The organism is Kitasatospora sp. NPDC023120, from assembly GCF_055560835.1.
In genome coordinates, this window is the sequence record NZ_JBVHHY010000035.1 from 37,233 (window position 1) to 55,162 (window position 17,930).

General features: G+C 71.5%; 17 protein-coding genes. 9 read left to right on the top strand and 8 right to left on the bottom strand.

The window, feature by feature from the left end; translation table 11 throughout:
• Positions 1-84 precede the first annotated feature (84 nt).
• The 3 genes from ACZ3TI_RS35540 to ACZ3TI_RS35550 all read left to right on the top strand — a co-directional run bounded on the left by ACZ3TI_RS35540 (position 85) and on the right by ACZ3TI_RS35550 (position 3,609).
• Positions 85-1,248 carry a S1C family serine protease gene (locus ACZ3TI_RS35540; RefSeq protein WP_465733729.1) on the top strand — a complete coding sequence of 388 codons (1,164 nt, stop codon included), beginning with the start codon at positions 85-87 and terminating at the stop codon, positions 1,246-1,248.
• Positions 1,249-1,330: 82 nt separating this feature from the next.
• A complete protein-coding gene (locus ACZ3TI_RS35545) occupies positions 1,331-2,101 on the top strand; it encodes a response regulator transcription factor (RefSeq protein ID WP_465733731.1) in 771 nt (256 codons plus the stop codon).
• Complete coding sequence (locus ACZ3TI_RS35550) at positions 2,098-3,609, top strand: sensor histidine kinase (RefSeq protein ID WP_465733733.1); 1,512 nt, start codon at positions 2,098-2,100, stop codon at positions 3,607-3,609. The genes ACZ3TI_RS35545 and ACZ3TI_RS35550 overlap by 4 nt, the downstream gene beginning before the upstream one ends.
• Positions 3,610-3,726: 117 nt before the next feature.
• On the opposite strand, the gene ACZ3TI_RS35555 is transcribed toward ACZ3TI_RS35550, so the two are convergent.
• The 6 genes from ACZ3TI_RS35555 to ACZ3TI_RS35580 all read right to left on the bottom strand — a co-directional run bounded on the left by ACZ3TI_RS35555 (position 3,727) and on the right by ACZ3TI_RS35580 (position 11,400).
• Complete coding sequence (locus tag ACZ3TI_RS35555; protein ID WP_465733735.1) at positions 3,727-5,526, bottom strand: bifunctional metallophosphatase/5'-nucleotidase; 1,800 nt, start codon at positions 5,524-5,526, stop codon at positions 3,727-3,729.
• A gap of 250 nt (positions 5,527-5,776) precedes the next feature.
• Positions 5,777-7,126 carry an ATP-binding protein gene (locus ACZ3TI_RS35560; protein ID WP_465733737.1) on the bottom strand — a complete coding sequence of 450 codons (1,350 nt, stop codon included), beginning with the start codon at positions 7,124-7,126 and terminating at the stop codon, positions 5,777-5,779.
• A gap of 93 nt (positions 7,127-7,219) precedes the next feature.
• Entirely contained in the window at positions 7,220-8,794 is a 1,575-nt protein-coding gene (locus tag ACZ3TI_RS35565; RefSeq protein ID WP_465733739.1) for an SCO6880 family protein, read from the bottom strand.
• A gap of 7 nt (positions 8,795-8,801) precedes the next feature.
• Entirely contained in the window at positions 8,802-10,073 is a 1,272-nt protein-coding gene (locus ACZ3TI_RS35570) for a hypothetical protein (protein ID WP_465733741.1), read from the bottom strand.
• Positions 10,063-10,881 carry a DUF8175 domain-containg protein gene (locus tag ACZ3TI_RS35575; protein WP_465733743.1) on the bottom strand — a complete coding sequence of 273 codons (819 nt, stop codon included), beginning with the start codon at positions 10,879-10,881 and terminating at the stop codon, positions 10,063-10,065. The genes ACZ3TI_RS35570 and ACZ3TI_RS35575 overlap by 11 nt, the downstream gene beginning before the upstream one ends.
• Before the next feature lie 168 nt (positions 10,882-11,049).
• Complete coding sequence (locus tag ACZ3TI_RS35580; protein ID WP_465733745.1) at positions 11,050-11,400, bottom strand: hypothetical protein; 351 nt, start codon at positions 11,398-11,400, stop codon at positions 11,050-11,052.
• Between the two features lie 248 nt (positions 11,401-11,648).
• Here ACZ3TI_RS35580 and ACZ3TI_RS35585 point away from each other — a divergent pair, with 248 nt between their 5' ends.
• Positions 11,649-12,788: a C40 family peptidase gene (locus ACZ3TI_RS35585; RefSeq protein ID WP_465733747.1), complete on the top strand. Its 1,140-nt coding sequence runs from the start codon at positions 11,649-11,651 to the stop codon at positions 12,786-12,788.
• Between the two features lie 194 nt (positions 12,789-12,982).
• On the top strand, positions 12,983-13,699 hold the full coding sequence (locus tag ACZ3TI_RS35590) for a phosphatase PAP2 family protein (protein ID WP_465733749.1): 717 nt from the start codon (positions 12,983-12,985) through the stop codon (positions 13,697-13,699).
• Positions 13,700-13,734: 35 nt separating this feature from the next.
• On the opposite strand, the gene ACZ3TI_RS35595 is transcribed toward ACZ3TI_RS35590, so the two are convergent.
• On the bottom strand, positions 13,735-13,923 hold the full coding sequence (locus ACZ3TI_RS35595) for a hypothetical protein (RefSeq protein WP_465733751.1): 189 nt from the start codon (positions 13,921-13,923) through the stop codon (positions 13,735-13,737).
• A gap of 162 nt (positions 13,924-14,085) precedes the next feature.
• Here ACZ3TI_RS35595 and ACZ3TI_RS35600 point away from each other — a divergent pair, with 162 nt between their 5' ends.
• Both ACZ3TI_RS35600 and ACZ3TI_RS35605 read left to right on the top strand, forming a co-directional pair.
• Positions 14,086-14,982, top strand: a complete 897-nt coding sequence (locus ACZ3TI_RS35600; RefSeq protein WP_465733753.1) for an SCO4651 family lipoprotein — start codon at positions 14,086-14,088, stop codon at positions 14,980-14,982.
• Between the two features lie 195 nt (positions 14,983-15,177).
• Complete coding sequence (locus ACZ3TI_RS35605; RefSeq protein WP_465733755.1) at positions 15,178-15,366, top strand: hypothetical protein; 189 nt, start codon at positions 15,178-15,180, stop codon at positions 15,364-15,366.
• Between the two features lie 64 nt (positions 15,367-15,430).
• Here ACZ3TI_RS35605 and ACZ3TI_RS35610 read toward each other — a convergent pair whose 3' ends face one another.
• Positions 15,431-15,802, bottom strand: coding sequence for a metal-sensitive transcriptional regulator (locus ACZ3TI_RS35610; RefSeq protein WP_465733757.1), 372 nt, complete (start codon positions 15,800-15,802; stop codon positions 15,431-15,433).
• Positions 15,803-16,169: 367 nt separating this feature from the next.
• Between ACZ3TI_RS35610 and ACZ3TI_RS35615 the strand changes: the two genes are divergently transcribed.
• Positions 16,170-16,790 (top strand): DUF47 domain-containing protein, encoded by a 621-nt coding sequence (locus ACZ3TI_RS35615; RefSeq protein WP_031064133.1) that lies wholly within the window; start codon positions 16,170-16,172, stop codon positions 16,788-16,790.
• Between the two features lie 5 nt (positions 16,791-16,795).
• On the top strand, positions 16,796-17,791 hold the full coding sequence (locus ACZ3TI_RS35620) for an inorganic phosphate transporter (protein WP_465733759.1): 996 nt from the start codon (positions 16,796-16,798) through the stop codon (positions 17,789-17,791).
• Positions 17,792-17,930: the final 139 nt, after the last annotated feature.

Consider the following 17,930-nt stretch of genomic DNA (forward strand, 5'->3'; position numbering starts at 1 on the left):
CTTTATGAGAACCCGACGGGCTTCTCTCCCCGTTCTGAGCCGGTTCTCATCCACTCCTCATCCACCGGGCGGAGCTTGGTCGGCATGAGCGAACAGCAGCAGTACCCCGGCGACCGCCACGACCACCGGTACGGCCCGTACGAGCCCCGGGTGATCGAGGGCACCGTGCTCGGCAGCAGCACAACGGGCAGCACCGCGGGCAGCAACGGCCCGGCCGGGTACGCCTACCGCGAGGACCACTCCGGCGGCGGCTTCGACGGGCCGCCGCCTCCCCCGCCCATGCCGCCCGAGCCGCCCACCATCCTCGGCCCCGGCACCCCCGAGGACGGCGGAGGCCGCGGCAGCCGGGCCCGGCGCGGCCTGCTGCGCGGCCGGCTCGTCCTGGTGACCGCCGTCGCCGCGGTCGCCGCCGTCCTCGGCGGGGTCACCGGCGGAGTGGTCGCCGCCGACCGGCAGTCCGCCGACACCCGGGTCGGCACCGTCGCCAGCCCGGTCTCCGCCCGCAGCGACGGCAGCGCGAACGTGCCCGCCATCGCCGCCGCCGTCTCGCCCAGCGTCGTCCAGATCACCGTCAAGAGCAGCAAGGGCACCGCCACCGGCACCGGCGTCGTCCTGGACAAGGACGGCCGGATCCTCACCAACTACCACGTGATCGACACCGCGGCCGACGGCGGCCGGATCACCGTCACCTTCAAGGACGGCTCCACCGCCCAGGCCACCGTCACCGGCACCGACAAGTCCCTCGACGTCGCCGTCATCACCGCCACCGGCGCCCGGAACCTCACCCCCGCCGTCCTCGGCGACTCCTCCACCGTGGCCGTCGGCGACCCGGTCGTCGCCATCGGCAACCCCGACGGCCTCACCGGCACCGTCACCTCCGGCATCATCAGCGCCGAGAACCGCGACGTCACCGTCCAGCTCGACGAGGGCAGCACCGGCGGCAACGGCGGCTTCGGCTTCCCCGACCTGCCCGGCCTGCGCGGCACCCAGCCCCAGTCGAACAGCGGCACCAGCACCACCTACAAGGCCTTCCAGACCGACGCCGCCCTCAACCCCGGCAACTCCGGCGGCCCGCTGATCAACGCCAACGGCCAGGTCATCGGCATCAACTCGGCCATGTACGCCCCCAACGGCACCAGCTCCACCGCCGGCAGCGGCACCGCCGGCAGCGTCGGCCTCGGCTTCGCCATCCCGATCGACTCCATCAAGCAGGTCCTGCCGAAGCTCGAAGCCGGCCAGAACCTGTAGACCGGAACGTCCGGGGCACCGCCCCCACGACGGACAATTGCTCCCAGCAGGCCCTCCACCCGACGAGAAAGGGCAGCCGCCCATGACCCCGTCCGCCGACGACCGCACCCCCGCCGAGCCCGGTCACCCCGCCGCCCGGCTCCTCGTGGTCGACGACGAACCCGCCCTCCGGGACGCCCTGGAGAGCAGCCTCGCCTTCGAGGGCTACGAGGTCGCCACCGCCACCGACGGCTACGAAGCACTCGAGTCCGTCGAACGCGACCGGCCCGACCTCGTCCTGCTGGACATCATGATGCCCCGGATGGACGGCCTCACCGCCGTCCGCCGGATGCGTTCGCGCGGCGACACCGTCCCGGTGCTGATGCTCACCGCCCGCGACGCCGTCGGCGACCGCGTCACCGGCCTCGACGTCGGCGCCGACGACTACCTCGCCAAGCCCTTCGAACTCGACGAACTGCTCGCCCGCGTCCGCGCCCTGCTGCGCCGCAACGCCCTCGCCGCCGAGGCCGCCGCCCGCGCCGCCGCCGAGGACGAGAGCGAGGTGCTCGCCTTCGCCGACCTGCGGATGAACACCGCCACCCGCGAGGTCACCCGGGGCGGCAAGCCGATCGAACTCACCCGTACCGAGTTCATGCTGCTGGAGATGTTCCTCTCCCACCCCCGCCAGGTCCTCACCCGCGAACAGATCCTCAAGGCGGTCTGGGGCTTCGACTTCGAGCCCTCCTCCAACTCCCTGGACGTCTACGTGATGTACCTGCGCCGCAAGACCGAACAGGGCGGCATGCCCCGCCTGATCCAGACCGTACGCGGCGTCGGCTACGCCCTGCGCCCGGCCGCCGGCGCCGGCGCGTGACCAGCGTCCCGCCCCCGCCGCTGGCCCCGCCCCGCACCCCCGGCCGCCGCCGGCGCCTCGTCCACTGGTTCCGCTCCCGCTCCCTGCGCAGCCGCCTCACCTTCCTGAGCGCGGCGGCGGTGGCGGTGGCCATCGCGCTGTCGGCGCTGGCGTGCTGGTTCATCGTGGAGAAGCAGCTCTACGCCCAGGTCCGGACGGACCTGCTCAGTGCCGAGCCGGAGCCGCTGCGAGGCCCGAACCCGCCCTGCGGCAACACCCCGCAGGACGCACTCGCCCAGTCGTTGGCCACTCCTCGCACCAGCCGTCCTCCGACGGACCTTGGCAGCCCTCCGCTACGGGACACCCAGAACGTCTCCTCCGACTTCTCCCAGGTGTGCCTGCCGCCCGGCGCGAAGCGGGCGATCGTCATCGAGCAGAGCGACGCCAAGGTCTTCGCCCTCAAAAAGGGCCAGTCGGTCGTCCGCGACGGGCAGTATACGGACGGCAAGCCCGCCATGGTCCGCCTCGCCTGGTACCCGAATCTCAAGCCCGGATACCCGCCGGTCCTGGTCATGGTCGCCGCACAGACCGCCCCCGTCGAGGACTCCCTCCAAGGCCTCGCCATCCTCCTCGGCTCCGTTTCCGTCGGCGGCATCCTGCTCGCCGCCCTCGCCGGCCGCCTGGTCGCCCGGTCCGCCCTCAAGCCGGTCGACCAGCTCACCGACGCCGTCGAACACATCGCCCGGACCGAGGAGGTCGGCACCACCATCCCCGTCCACGGGGACGACGAGATCGCCCGGCTCTCCACCTCCTTCAACTCGATGAGCACCGCCCTCGCCAACTCCCGCGAGCGGCAGACCAGGCTGATCGCCGACGCGGGCCACGAGCTGCGCACGCCCCTCACGTCCCTGCGGACCAACGTCGACCTGCTGATCCGCAGCAACGACACCGGCCGTCCGCTGCCCGCAGCGACCAAGACCAAGCTGCTCGGCAACATGAAGGCGCAGATGCAGGAACTCACGGTCCTGATCGGCGACCTGCTGCAGCTGTCCCGCCCCGACTCCCCCAAGACCGGCCCGAACCTCGCCGTGGTCGCCCTGCACGAGATCGCCGGGCGGGCCGTCGAGCGGGCGAAGCTGCGTGGCCCGGGGCTGGTCTTCGAGACGAGCACCGAGCCCTGGTACGTGCACGGCGACGCGGCCGGGCTGGAGCGGGCGGTGATCAACCTGCTGGACAACGCGGTCAAGTACAGCCCGCCCGGCGGCACCATCGACGTCCGGCTGAGCCAGGGCGTGTTGACCGTCCGAGACCACGGTCCGGGCATCCCGGCCGAGGAACTCCCGTACGTCTTCGACCGGTTCTGGCGTTCTCCGTCCTCGCGGCAGCTGCCCGGCTCCGGGCTCGGGCTGTCGATCGTCGCGCAGAGCGTCCGGGAGGCGGGCGGCGAGGTCACGCTCGGCGCGGCCGCGGACGGCGGTCCGGGCGCGCTGGCCACCGTCCGGCTGCCCGGCGGGCCCGCGCCCGAGTGACGGGCCGGTAAGCGGGACGGGAACAGGACGAAGAACGGGACGAAAAACGGGACGGGCGGGGCGCCCCGACAGCGCCCCGCCCGTCCCCGGGGCCCGAAGGCCCCAGCCGGCTCACGGTCAGTCGATGTCGCTGCCCGGGCCGATGACCTTGATCCGGTCCTGCGCCGGGGCCTTCAGCGGCGCGGCCGCCGAGCTGTGGGCACCCAGGTAGGCCGTGAAGACGTCCAGGTCGGAGGCGCCGACGAGCTTGTCGGTGCCGGCCGCGAAGGCCGGGAAGCCGTCGCCGCCGCCGGCCAGGAACTCGTTCGCCGCGACGCGGTACTTGGCGGCCGGGTCGATCGGAGCGCCGTTCAGCCGGATCGAGTCCACGAGCACCCGGTCCGCGCCGGTCTTGCGCATGTCCAGGGTGTAGTGCAGGTTCGACGACAGCTGGAGGATCTTCGGCGCGGCGGCGTTGGGGCCGCTCACCTGCTGCTGGAGCAGCTGGACGAGCTGGGCGCCGGTCAGCGTCTTGACCTGCATCATGTTGGTGAACGGCTGGACGGTGAACGCCTCGCCGTAGGTCACCACGCCGTCGCCCTCGCTGCCCGAGGCCTTGTAGACCAGGTCGGAGCGGATGCCGCCGGGGTTCATGAAGGCGACCTGCGCCCCGCCCTTGTCGGCCGGGGCGAGCCCCGCCAGCTGGGCGTCGGCGATCACGTCACCGAGCGGCTTCTCCAGGTCGATGCTGCCGCGGCCGTTGATGTCCGAACCGATGTAGCCGATCGGACGGTTGGCGATCGGGGCGGCCAGCTTCTGGTAGTGCTGGACCAGTTCCGTCATGTCCGGGGCCTTGTCGACCGTGCGGCGCACCACGTGGTTCTCGGCCTTGACCGAGGGGCGGACGATCTCGCCGGTGGTCTTGTCCAGCTTCATGTCGATCTGGGTGAAGAGCCGGCCGAAGGAGGCCGCGCTGGTCACCGAGCGCGGAACGCCGTTGGGGTCGGGGATGCTGCAGGCGTACGCGTTGTGGGTGTGGCCGGTGACGATGGCGCCGACCGCCGGGTCTATCTTCTTCGCGATGTCGACGATCGGGCCGGAGATGCCCTGACCGGCCGCGCCGCAGTCGTAGTTGTAGACGGTGCTGGCCGGGTAGCCGCCCTCGTGGATCAGCGCGACGATCGAGTTGACGCCCTTGGCCTTGAGCTCGGCGGCGTACTTGTTGATCGTGGTGACCTCGTTGGCGAACTTCAGGCCCTTGACGCCCTCGGCGGTCACGATGTTCGGCGTGCCCTCCAGGGTGACGCCGATGAAACCGACCTTCACGCCCTGGGACTTGGTGATCCAGTACGGGGCGAGCAGCGGCTTCCCGGTCTTCTCGTCGGTGACGTTCGCCGACAGGTAGTTGAAGTTGGCGCCCTTGAAGGTCCGGCCGGGCTCGTAGCAGCCGTCGGTCGGGTGGCAGCCGCCCTCCTGCATGCGCAGCAGCTCCTGCGCGCCCTCGTCGAACTCGTGGTTGCCCACGGAGGTGACGTCCAGTCCGAGCTTGTCCATCGCCTCGATGGTCGGCTCGTCGTGGAAGAGCGCCGAGGTGAGCGGGCTGGCGCCGACGATGTCGCCGGCCGCGACGGTGATCGAGTCGTCGGCCGGGATGCGCGCCTTGCGCAGCTCGGTGGCCAGGTACTCGATGCCGCCGGCCGGGGTGGCGACCTCCTTGCCGGTGGCCGGGTCGATCTCCTTGATCGTGCCGGACGAGCCCGCCGGGGGCTCCAGGTTGCCGTGGAAGTCGTTGATCGCCAGCAGCTGGAGGTTGACGGTCTTGTGACGCTTGGCGTTGGCGTCGGCGGCCTGGGCGGCCGTCGGCACGACCACCGTGCCGAGCAGACCTGCGGCGGCGACGACGGCGAGCGCCGTCCGTCGGGATCTGACGGTGAGCATGAGGGGTCCCCTGCACCTCGGAGGAGCACCGGCTGTGGACAGCAGCGGCGTACTGGCATGTGTTGCGCGTGTGAAGCCTAGGGTCAACGCGCGTAGCTGTCAGGACGTCGAACGTAACGAGAGGATTACCTACTGACGAACCATCGCCGTCGGCGGGGTGCGGAGGCTGCGGAGGCCGCCGTCCGGAACCTTCCGCCGAGCCCCCCGGAGCCACCCCGAGCCGGCCCGGAGCGCCCGCCCCCGGGCCGCCTCAGACCCCCGGCTCGGCGGCCAACTGCCGTTCCGCACGCGTCCGTTCGGCCACGGCATCCTCGGTCATCGCACGGTCGGTGTACACCAGCGGGCGCTCGGTCTCGGTGATGATGTGCTTGACCACCTGGACGTTGCCGTTGACGTCCCAGACCGCGATGCCCGGCGAAAGTGTGGGAATGATCTCCACCGCCCAGCGCGGCAGACCCAGCACCCGGCCGGTCGCCCGAGCCTCCTCGGCCTTCTGCATGTAGATCGTCCGGGTGGAGGCCATCTTCAGGATCGCCGACGCCTCCTTGGCCGCCGCGCCGTCCACCACGTCCGACAGGTGGTGCACCACCGCGACGAAGGAGAGCCCGAGCCGGCGGCCGAACTTCAGCAGCCGCTGGAACAGTTGGGCCACGAAGGGGCTGTTGATGATGTGCCAGGCCTCCTCGACCAGGAAGATGCGCTTCTTCCGGTCCGGCCGGATCCAGGTGTGCTCCAGCCACACCCCGACGATCGCCATCAGGATCGGCATCGCGATCGAGTTGCGGTCGATGTGCGAGAGGTCGAAGACGATCAGCGGCGCGTCCAGGTCGATGCCCTCGGTGGTCGACCCGTCGAACATGCCGCGCAGGTCGCCGTCGACCAGCCGGTCCAGCACCAGCGCCACGTCCAGCCCCCAGGACTGCACCTCGTCCACCGCCACGCCCAGCGACTCCACCGAGGAGAGGTCGGGGTTGCGCAGGGTGTCGATGATGTCGTCCAGCACCGGCTGCCGACCCGTCACCGAGGCCACCACATGGCCGTGCGCGGCCTTCAGCGCGAAGCCGGCCCGCTCCTCCAGCCCGCGCCCCATCGCCACCTCGACGATGGTGCGCAGCAGCGACAGCTGACCGGTCTGGGTGATCGCCGGGTCCAGCGGGTTGAGCTTCACCCCGCCGTCCCGGGCGGCCATCGGGTCCAGCCGGATCGGCTTTATGCCCAGCGCGTCGGCAATCAGGTTCCACTCTCCGACGCCGTCCTCGCCCTGCGCGTCGAGCACCACGACCTGGCGGTCCCGGAACCTCAACTGCCGCAGCACGTACGTCTTCTCCAGCGCCGACTTGCCGTTGCCGGACTCCCCGAGCACCAGCCAGTGCGGGGCGGGCAGCTGCTGCCCGTACAGCTGGAAGGGGTCGTACACGTACCCCTTGCCGCTGTACACCTCGCGGCCGATGATCACGCCCGAGTCGCCCAGCCCGGGCGCGGCGGTGGGCAGGTAGACCGCCTGGGCCTGGCCGGTGGAGGTGCGCACCGGCAGACGGGTGGTCTCCACCTTGCCGAACATCAGGCTGGTGAAGGCCTCGGTGAGGTTGCCGAGCGCCATGGGCGGCCTCCTGACGGGTCAGCGGTGGACGGGCGGTGGGGACGGGTGCGGTCGTGCGGCCGCGTACGGGTGTACGGGACCGTACGGGCGTGCTCAGCGGCGGATGCCGGTGGCGAACGGGAGGGTGTTGACGAAGGCCCGGTGGTGCTCGCGGTCGCACCACTCCAGCTTCAGGTAGCTCTTGCCGGCCGAGGCCCGGATGGTCCGCTTGTCGCGGGCCAGCGCGTCGGGGTTGCGCGAGGAGACCGTGATGTAGCCGACCAGGTTGACCCCGGCGGCGCCGGAGGCCAGGTCGTCACCGCGCTGGTCCACCCGGCCGGTGTGGGCCAGGTCGCGCGGGTCGACCGTCCGGTTCATCTTGGCGGCGCGGCTGGCCTCCGCCTCGTCGTTGGTCTTCTCGGTCAGCATCCGCTCGATCGCGACGTCGGTGGGCTCCAGGTCCATCGTCACCGCGACCGTCCGGATCACGTCCGGGGTGTGCACCAGCAGCGGCGCCAGGAAGTTGACGCCCACCGGGGTGAGCGGCCACTCCTTGATCCACGCGGTGGCGTGGCACCACGGCTCCCGGGTCGCCGACTCACGGGTCTTCGCCTGCAGGTACTGCGGGTGGGTCGCGTCCAGCTCGGCCGGCCAGGCGTTGCGCCGGGACATCGCCTGGATGTGGTCGATCGGGTGGTCCGGGTCGTACATCGAGTGCAGCAGCGAGGAGAGCCGGGCCTGGCCCAGCGGCTGGCGCACCCGGATGTCCGCCTCGGCCAGCCGGGCGCAGATGTCGGTCAGCTCGCGCGCCATCACGGCCGCCAGCCCCTCGTCGTCCCGGGCCCGCCGGCCGGTGGCCGTGCGGCCCATCGCGTGCGCCTCGGCGGCCAGGTCACGGGTGTAGTGCATGCAGGCCACCAGGTACGCCCGGTGCTGCTCGGACGAGGTCGACACCATCGACTGCAGCTGGTCGTACGAGTCCTGCAGCCAGCGCGGCGCGTCCCGGTCGCCGCGCCGCTCGACGTCCTTGGCGTGCGCGTCCGGGTCGGCCGGCAGGGTCCGGGCGAGGATCTGCAGCCGGGTCACGAAGCCGTCCCCGTTGGCGACGTGCTTCAGCAGCGTCCCGAACCGGTCGACCAGCGCCTCCTGGTCCTCCGAGTCGCGCAGCCCGACGCCCGGGCCCTCGATCTCGATCGCGGCCGTCACCGTCCGCCGCTCCAGGTGCATCAGCACCCCGACCTCGTCCGGCCCGAACGGCGCGGTCAGCCAGCGCAGCCGCCCAACCCCGGGCGGCGGGCCGACCTCCACCTCCCGGCCGTCCAGCCGGGTGCCGGCGTCCATCACGTCCGAACGCCACACCGCCCGCCCGCTGCGGACCGTCCGGCGGTAGGTGCGGTTGATCTCCACCCACTTGTAGAACGTCCGCTTGCGGTACGGCACGTACACCGCCGCGATGGCAAGCGCCGGCAGGCCGACCAGGCCGCCGATCCGCAGCGGCAGGATCGGCATCAACAGGCCCCAGAGCATGCCGAGGAACGCCCCGAAGATGATCAGCATGATCTCGCCGGACTCCCGGTTCCGGCCGATCGGCGCGTTCGGGCGGGCCTTGCCGATCAGGTAGGTGCGGCGCTGGTGCACGTACGGCTGGGCGTACTGGGCACCGTACTGGCCGAGCGGTTCGCTGCTCACTTACCCGTCACCCTCCCTTCGCTGGATTGCTGTCGCGGATCGGAACCGGAGCGGCCTGCGGCGGCGGCCCGGCCTGCGGCGGCGGGGCCGGCGTGCGGCCGGCGTGGGCGGCGATGCCCGGCGCGACCGAGCCGCCGCCCGCACCGCCGCCACCCGCCTGACCGCCGCGATCGCCGTGGGTGGTGATGCCCTGCTTCATCAGGTTCGCGGTGCCGTTGATCATCGCCGAACCCGCCTGCACCGCGTTGGCCCGGGCCTGGCGCATGTTCAGGATCTCGTCGCCGAAGCCCGGCACGAAGCGGTAGATCGCGGCGCTGGCGAAGATCGACAGAAACAGGATCGCCAGCCCCGACAGCACCCGCGCGAAGTCGTCACTGGCCCCGGCCCCAGTCGCCACCGCGCCCGCCAGGCCCAGGATGATCACGATGATCGGCTTCGCCAGGTCCACCGCCAGCATCACCCCCGCCCACCGGCGCACGTGCTTCCACAGCTGCTTGTCGACCAGCCCCGCGTACACCGCCGTACCCAGCAGCGCGCCCACGTACAGCATCGCCGCCCGGATCAGCAGCTCGATCCAGAGCACCGCCGCCGCCAGCACCGCGACCAGCGACACCAGCACCAGGATCAGCGGACCGCCGCCGACGTTCCCCTTCTCCAAGGTGTCCGCGAACCCGCCCAGATACGACCCGGTGTCCGTCTTCGTCCCGACCGCGATCGCCTTGGTCAGTCCGTCCGTCACGCTCACCACGGTGTACAGGATCAGCGGCGTGAACGCGGACGCCACCACCGTCAGCCACAGGAAGCCGATCGCCTCCGAGAACGCCGTCGTCAACGGCGCCCCCCGCACCGCGCGCTTCGTCACCGCCAGCAGCCACAGCACCAGCGTGATCACCGTCGACACCGCGAACACCACGGCGTACTGCTGCAGGAACGACGCATTGGTGAAGTCCACCTGCGTCGTCCCGTCGATCGCCCCCGACAGGTTCCGCACCACCCACGCCGCCGCCTGCGCACAACTCTTCGCCAACGACCCGAGCGGGTCGGTGACGGCCCCGACGCCGCCGCCGGGAATGACGACTGCGCCGCCGGGAGCGCATCCCGCCTCACTGCCCGGGATCGGAAGATCCACCTTCTGGCAGGTGGGAGTGGCGGTCGGCGACGGCTCCGCGAACACCCGCTGGGCGGCCAGCAGCGCCGCCACCTGCAAGGTGACGAGAGCGCCGGCCAGCGTGCCGGCGCGGCGTGTGGTGGATCGGTGCAAGGTCTGGTCAACGGGCATAGCGGAACCCCCCGAACTGCTGCACGGCGCCGGTGATCTCCTCGGCGGTGGCGGCCTGCTGGTCTCCGGGCATCGGCGCAGGGCCCTGCCTGCTGGTGAAGTCGGCGAGCTTCCAGTCGCCGCCCGTCCAGTGCAGCGAGAGCGTGAGGGTGAACCAGTTCGTGGTCACCGGCTGGACGGAGCGCTCGCCGGCGAGGCCGGTGAGGCCGGTGCACCACACCTCGACCTTGGCGTCGCTCTCGGTGTAGCCCGTCGACTTGGTGCCGACCGGGACGGTGCGGCTGACGAAGGTGAGGCCCTTCGGCGCGCGGCCCTGGGGGTCGAGGCCGTAGCGGGCGACGGTGTCGCCGCCGAACCCCTGGTCCAGTCGGCTCTGCAGGGTCGCCGCCGCGCCCGGGTCGGCGATGGTGGCGACGATGGTGTGGCGGCTGTCGGTGCGGAACATGTCCGCGGAGCCGATCGCCACGGCGTAGTTGGCGGCGGCGGACTGGGCGCCCTGGTCGCTGTGCGGGAAGCCGGCGGCGATGCCGTTGACGGTGGTGCCGACGGGCTGGTCGCCGCTGGGTCCGGGGCCGGCGCCGGAGGGCGCGCTGGGGGCGGCGTGGTCGGCGGAGCCGTTGCCGCCGCTGCCGGTGGCGGGTTTGCCGCGGTTGGCGATGGCGATGGCGACGACGAGCAGGGTGACCACCACGAGGACGGTCAGCAGGGTACGCAGCGGCCTGGACTGACGGAGGTTCGGCTGCGAGGAGGGCTGTTCGCCGACCGGTAGCCGCGTACGGGTGTGCGGCTGGTCGTCGGACAACGGCACGGCGGCCCTCCTGGTGCGGGGAGCCGGGGGCGGCTCCGGGGGCCCTCCACCCGGGGGCGGGCGCGGACGGAGGGTGGGAACGGGGGTGAGCTGTTGGCAGGCCCGCCGCCGGAGGGGGCCCGGACGGGGACCGGACCTCGGACGGGCCGGACTACTGCTGTCCGATCGTCAGATAGCCATGCCGTAGACAATGGTGAACAGGGTGCCGAGTGATCCGATGATGAACACGCCGGTCAGCCCGGCGACGATCAGCCCCTTGCCCTGTTCGGCTCCGAAGCTGTCCCGCATCGCGGTCGCACCGATCCGCTGCTTGGCGGCGCCCCAGACGGCGATCCCGAGGCAGACGAGGATGGCGACGGCCATGATGACCTCGACCATCACCCGGGCCTCCGACCCGAGGCTCGCGAACGGGCCCCAGTCCGGGGCGATCCCGCCGATGATGGTGTCGATATTCGGCTTCTTGGGAGGTTCCTCGGCCAGGTGGCCGACCGCATAGGTGTGCACGCTGCTCAGGTTCATTTCCATCTCACCGCCCGATCAGGCAAATTCAAGGGCCCGGACCCGGCCCGCGCGAAGGGTCGGTACCTATTCTTGGCCAGATCTGATGTCGACTTGGCTACTTCTCGCGGATTGGTCGTGAGGCATCGGACACGTACGCGAGGATGTCCACCGTACGAAGGATAGCGCTCACTCCTTGTATCTTTGATGATTGCGGTGAGCAACGCCTTCCGGGACACTTCGACTGACGAATCGTCGGGATGGTGCTGATGGTACTCCGGAAGGCCGGGACGGCCGCCGTCGCTGCGGGAGTTGTCGGGTTCGGGTTCATCGGCCTGGTGACGATGGGGACTTATGCGGCAAGTGGGACGCCGCAGCAGTCGGTGAATCGTTCCGCCCTCTCGCCCGGAACCGTCCCCGCGGCCTACCAGGAGGCGGTCCAGAAGTGGGGCACGCTGTGCCCGGAGATCTCTCCGCCGATGCTCGCGGCGCAGCTGTACCAGGAAAGCGGATTCGACCCCAAGGCCCGCTCCGGTGTCGGCGCGCAGGGAATGGCGCAGTTCATGCCGGGCACCTGGGCGACGTACGGAACGGATGCGAACGGTGACGGCCGGAAGGACGTCTGGGACCCGTACGACGCGATCGCCTCGGCGGCGGTCTACGACTGCGCGCTCGCCAAGGACGTCGCGAACGTCCCGGGCGACCCGCAGGCCAACATGCTGGCCGCCTACAACGCCGGCCCGTACGCGGTGACGAGCAACCGGGGGATCCCGCCGTACAAGGAGACCCAGGGCTACGTGCGGAGCATCCAGGCGATGGCGCGCAGCTTCACCGCGCCGACGGCGCCGCTGGAGGTGTCCGCGCAGTCGGCGGCGGCGATCTACTTCGCGCAGACCAAGCTCGGCACCCCGTACCTGTGGGGCGGTGAGGGCCTGCCCTCGCAGAACGGGCGGTTCGACTGCTCGGGCCTGACCCAGGCCGCGTACGCGAGCGTGGGGATCACCCTGCCCCGGGTGGCCAACGACCAGTGGTACGCGGGCCCGCACCCGTCTCGCGATCAGCTGCGGCCGGGCGACCTGGTGTTCTGGGCGACGGACCTGAGCGATCCGCGGAGCATCCACCACGTCGGGATCTACGTCGGCGGCGGCTACATGATCAACGCGCCGCACACCGGCGCGGTGATCCGCTACGACAAGATCGACACCAAGGAGTACATCGGCGCGACCCGGGTCACCTCGGACGGCGCGCAGGCGCTGCCGAGCCGGAACAACGACGGTGCGGTCAACGCCCCGACCCGCCCCGGTTCGACGGCTCCGACGAGCCCCGCCCGGCCCGCCGCGGCGGCCCCGCCCGCACCGGCCGGACCGGCTCCCGCATCGGCTCCCGCTCCCGCGGGGGCGGGCCGGTAGGCCGGGATGCGGCCGGGACGCCAGGGACCTGTGTGCGCCCTGTGGACGCTGAGTCAAGTTTCGATAACCCCGCGTTTCCGTGGAACGCTGTGCCCCGGAAATGACGTTTCCTCCGGTGGCCCCTCGTCAGCTTCCCGCACCGGGCGGGCCCCGGCCACGACGATCAGGTGCAGCGGACCAGAAGGAGGTGCGGCGTGTCGACGCCGCTTGCCGACACGACCAACCCCGACCTCGGCCTGCTCTACGCCGTCAACGGCCTGGCCAAGCGCTCCCCGCAGTGGCTGGACCACCTGGTCTCGTGGATCGGCGAGTACGGCATCCTGATCGGCCTGGGCATGCTGGGCCTGGTGGCCTGGCTGCAGGCCAGGCGCCGCCCGGACGCGCCGGTGGCAGTCGCCGGGCTGCTCTGGGTGCCACTCTCGGTCGCCATCGCGGAGCTGGCCAACCTGCCGATCGCCGCGATCGTCGACCGCCCTCGCCCGTTCGTCGACCACCCCGGGCTGCTGGTGCTGGTGGACGGCAAGGCCGGCACGCACTCCTTCGTCAGCGACCACTCGACCATGACGATGGGCGTCGCGGTGGCGCTGTTCCTGGTGAACCGCAGGCTCGGCTGGATCGCCGGCGGCCTGGCCCTGCTGCAGGGCTTCTGCCGGATGTTCATGGGTGTCCACTACCCGACCGACGTGATCGGCGGCTTCGCGCTCGCCGTCGCCGTGGTGCTGCTGCTGGCGCCGATCGCGATGGCGGTGCTGGTCCCGTTCTGCCACGCGCTGAGCCGCACGGCGGTCGCCCCGCTGATCCGGGCGCGGGAGCGCGGCGGGGCGGCCCGCGGTGGGACCGGTCCGCGCGGCCGTCGGCGCGGGGCGGTGCGGGCCGGGGAGCAGCCGCCGGAGTCCGACCTCGCGGCCTGAGCCGCTGCTGCGCCGGGCCCGTCGGTACGGCGCGGTCAGTCCGGTTCGACGCCGCTCTCGGCGAGGTGGTCGGCCCCCTCGCGGCGGGCCAGGTCACGGGAGCGGCGAGCCGGGGAGTACCAGCCGCAGCTGCAGGAGGCGAAGGCAAAGGAGCCCCGCTCGCTGATCGCGAGGTGGTGCTCGGGCATCCGGGTGCCGGGCGCGGCCGGCAGCTCACTGTGCACGTGGTTCACCGTAACGCGCCGGACCCCCGGTGCGCGACGCCCTCCGAACGGCGGACACCCGTAACCCTTTGCGTCCCAACTCGTTTGTCCGGCAAGAGCTCTGCCCGCCCGGTGGTGTCCGGCAGGGCAGTCGGGCCCGAGGGGGTTGTCGCGAGGATGAAGATGAGCGACCAGCAGCGCACCGGGCGGCCAATGTGCCGTCCGGGTCCGCACCTGCGCTCGGCGGCCGGAGCCGCCCTGCTCGCCGCCGCGCTGGCGGCAGGGGCAGCCGGCTGCTCGGGCGGCTCCGGCGGCTCCTCGGACCGGCAATCGAGCGCCCCGGACCAGCTCGCCGCGGACCCGCTGACGGCGGTGCGCAACGCCGCCGACATCACCGGCCGCACCGGCTCCGCACGCACCGCCACCGAGCTGGTCACCGAGTCCGCCGAGAAGAAGGCCGCCTTCAGTGGCTCGGGCGGCTACGACTACGTGAAGCGGGTCGGTCGGCTGGAGGTCCAGGTGCCGCCGGGCGCGGCGACCACCGGGAAGATCGTCGAGGTGGTCCTGCCGGGCACCGTCTACCTGCAGAACAGCGGCGCCAAGGTGCCCGAGGGCAAGTGGGTCAAGCTGGACGTGCGCCAGCTGCCGGACGGCAACCTGGTGAGCAGTGGCGCGACCGACCCGGCCTCGGCGGCGGGGGCTCTGCGCGGGGCGCAGAAGGCGGAGCCGGTCGGCACCGAGACCGTGGACGGGGTCCCGCTGCACCACTTCCGAGGCACCCTGGACCTTGCCAAGGCGGCCGACGCGACCGGCGGGCGGGGCGGGGACGGCCTGCGGATGGGCGCGCAGACCTTCACCGTCAAGGAGGTCCCGTACGACGCCTGGCTGGACGACCAGGGGCGGCTGCACAAGGTCGTCGAGGTGTTCACCTTCGCCGGGGTGGCCGGGTCGAAGGAGCCCAAGGACCAGGTGAAGGTGACCTCGACCACCGCGCTGTCGGACTTCGGCAAGCCGGTCGAGGCGGCCGAGCCGTCGGCCTCGGACATCTACCAGATGAAGCCCACGGAGAGCCCCAAGTAGGCCGCCGGGACAGCGCTCCGGCGCCGGGGCGAGACGGGGCGCCGCCGGAGCGGGTGGCCGTCCGGGGAGCGACGGCCACCCGTTTCGGCGGGCCGAGATGGCCCGTCCGTGCCATGTGGACGGGCCCCGGAGTGCCTAGGCTGGACGTCGGGTGGCTGCCGCCCTGGCTGGCGAGGCACTGAAGGGGTGGTGCAGGTGGTGTCGTCCACGGGCGGCCGCAGCGGCGGCCACGACGACGCGGCCCTCGACGAGATCGAGCTGGCCGGCGAGCTGATGATCGCCGCGACGGCCAGCTCCGGCGACCGGCTGCCGACCGAACGGATCGACGAGGTGCTGCTCGACCGGACCGACCCCGGGTCGGCCGAGCGGGAGGTCGACGGCTAGGGGCGGGCCCGGTCGGCCCGAGGACAGCAGGACAGCGGGCGGCAGAGGGCAGCGGGCCGGGGGCTCAGCTGCGCAGCAGGCGGCTGATCGCGGCCGTGGCCTCCGCCACCTTGGCGTCCAGCTCGGTGCCGCCCTCCTCGGCGGCCGCGGCGACGCAGTGCCGCAGGTGCTCCTCCAGCAGGGAGAGCGCGAAGGACTGCAGCGCCTTGGTGCTGGCCGAGACCTGGGTGAGCACGTCGATGCAGTAGACGTCCTCGTCGACCATGCGCTGGAGGCCGCGGATCTGGCCCTCGATCCGGCGCAGCCGCTTCAGGTGGGCGTCCTTCTGCGCGCTGTAGCCGTGCGGGCCGTGCCCGGCCGCGGGTGCGGCGTGCTCGGCCTGCGGGTCCGTCCCCTGCGCGTGGTTCGGCTCGGTACGCGCTTGCGTCGTGGTCATCGGCCCCGCCTTCGTCGTGAGTGCCTGGTGGCTGCGTCGGCCACCAGTGTCCAACACCGGGGCTTCCCGTGGTGTTCCGACGACCGACGCGGCATGTGCCGCCGGGCGGGGGCCTCGGCGGGGGCGGTGCGGCGGTTAACCCGTCTGAGCGTCGCCCCGGTCTTCCCCACGCACGACGGGGACAATCCGGGCGAGGTTCCGTCAGACTGGGGCCCTGGTCCGTACGTGGTGGTGCGGGCCGGACCAGCCGGTGCGGCAGCCGAACGGAAGGGGAGGTTCCGGCTCCTTTCCCGGCCCCCCGTTTGCGTGATTGCGCTTGGTTGCACCTAGCATCGTTCAGTCCCTACCCCGCACATCGGAGATTTCCGTGCGTTTTAGCCTGACCCCGAAGGAGACGAGCTTCTACGACATGTTCGCCGCCGCGGCGGAGAACCTCGTCGTCGGATCGAAGCTCCTGCTGGAGCTGCTGGGATCAGACGTGTCGGCCCGCGCGGAGATCGTCGAGCGCATGCGCGCCGCCGAGCACGCCGGGGACGACACCACCCATGCCGTCTTCCACCAGCTGAACTCGTCCTTCATCACGCCCTTCGACCGCGAGGACATCTACAGCCTCGCCTCGTCGCTGGACGACATCATGGACTTCATGGAGGAGGCCGTCGACCTGGTCGTCCTCTACGACATCCAGACCCTGCCGAAGGGGATCGAGCAGCAGATCGAGGTGCTGGCGCGGGCCGCCGAGCTCACCGCGGAGGCGATGCCGAACCTGCGGAGCATGTCGAACCTCACCGAGTACTGGATCGAGGTCAACCGGCTGGAGAACCAGGCCGACCAGATCCACCGCAAGCTGCTCGCCCACCTGTTCTCCGGTCAGTACGACGCCATCGAGGTGCTCAAGCTCAAGCAGATCGTGGACGTCCTTGAGGAGGCGGCGGACGCGTTCGAGCACGTCGCCAACACGGTGGAGACCATCGCCGTCAAGGAGTCCTGACCCTCGTGGACACGGCTGCACTCATCGCCGTCATCGGCGTGGCGTTCTTCTTCACCTACACCAACGGCTTCCACGACTCGGCGAACGCGATCGCCACCTCGGTCTCCACCCGGGCGCTCACCCCCAGGGCCGCGCTCGCGATGGCCGCGGTGATGAACCTGGCCGGCGCCTTCCTGGGCAGCGGCGTGGCGCACACCGTCTCCAAGGGGATCATCGAGACCCCGAAGGGCAACCAGGGGATGGCGATCCTGTTCGCCGCCCTGATCGGCGCGATCGCCTGGAACCTGATCACCTGGTACTTCGGCCTGCCGTCCTCCTCCTCGCACGCCCTGTTCGGCGGCCTGGTGGGTGCGGCGCTGGCCGGCGGCACCGAGGTGCTCTGGGACGGCGTCATCGACAAGATCATCATTCCGATGGTCGTCTCGCCGGTGGTCGGCCTGATCGGCGGCTTCCTGGTGATGCTGGCGATCCTCTGGATCTTCCGCCGGGCCAATCCGCACCGGGCCAAGCGCGGCTTCCGGGTCGCCCAGACCGCCTCGGCCGCCGCGATGGCCCTGGCGCACGGTCTGCAGGACGCCCAGAAGACCATGGGCATCGTGGTCATGGCGCTCGTCATCTCCGGCCAGCAGGCCACCTACGACATCCCGGTCTGGGTGAAGATCTCCTGCGCCACGATGCTCTCGCTGGGCACCTACGCGGGCGGCTGGCGGATCATGCGGACGCTCGGCCGCAAGATCATCGAGCTGGACCCGCCGCAGGGCTTCGCGGCCGAGACCACCGCCTCGGTGGTCATGTACATCACGTCGTTCGTCTACAAGGCGCCGATCTCCACCACCCACGTGATCACCTCCGCGATCATGGGTGTGGGGGCCACCAAGCGGATCCGCGCGGTGCGCTGGGGCGTCGCGAAGAACATCGTGCTCGGCTGGTTCATCACGATGCCGGCGGCCGCCATCGTCGCAGCGCTGGTGTACTGGTTCGTCCACCTGTTCTGGGGCTGATCCCGCGGGGACTCCCCCGGACGGCACGCGGAACATGACAGGGCCCGCCCCCACATCTCGGGGGCGGGCCCTTTTCATGTCCCGCGGCGGCACCGCCATGCAGCACCACGGGACAGCTCGCGTTCCGTCACTCGCCGCG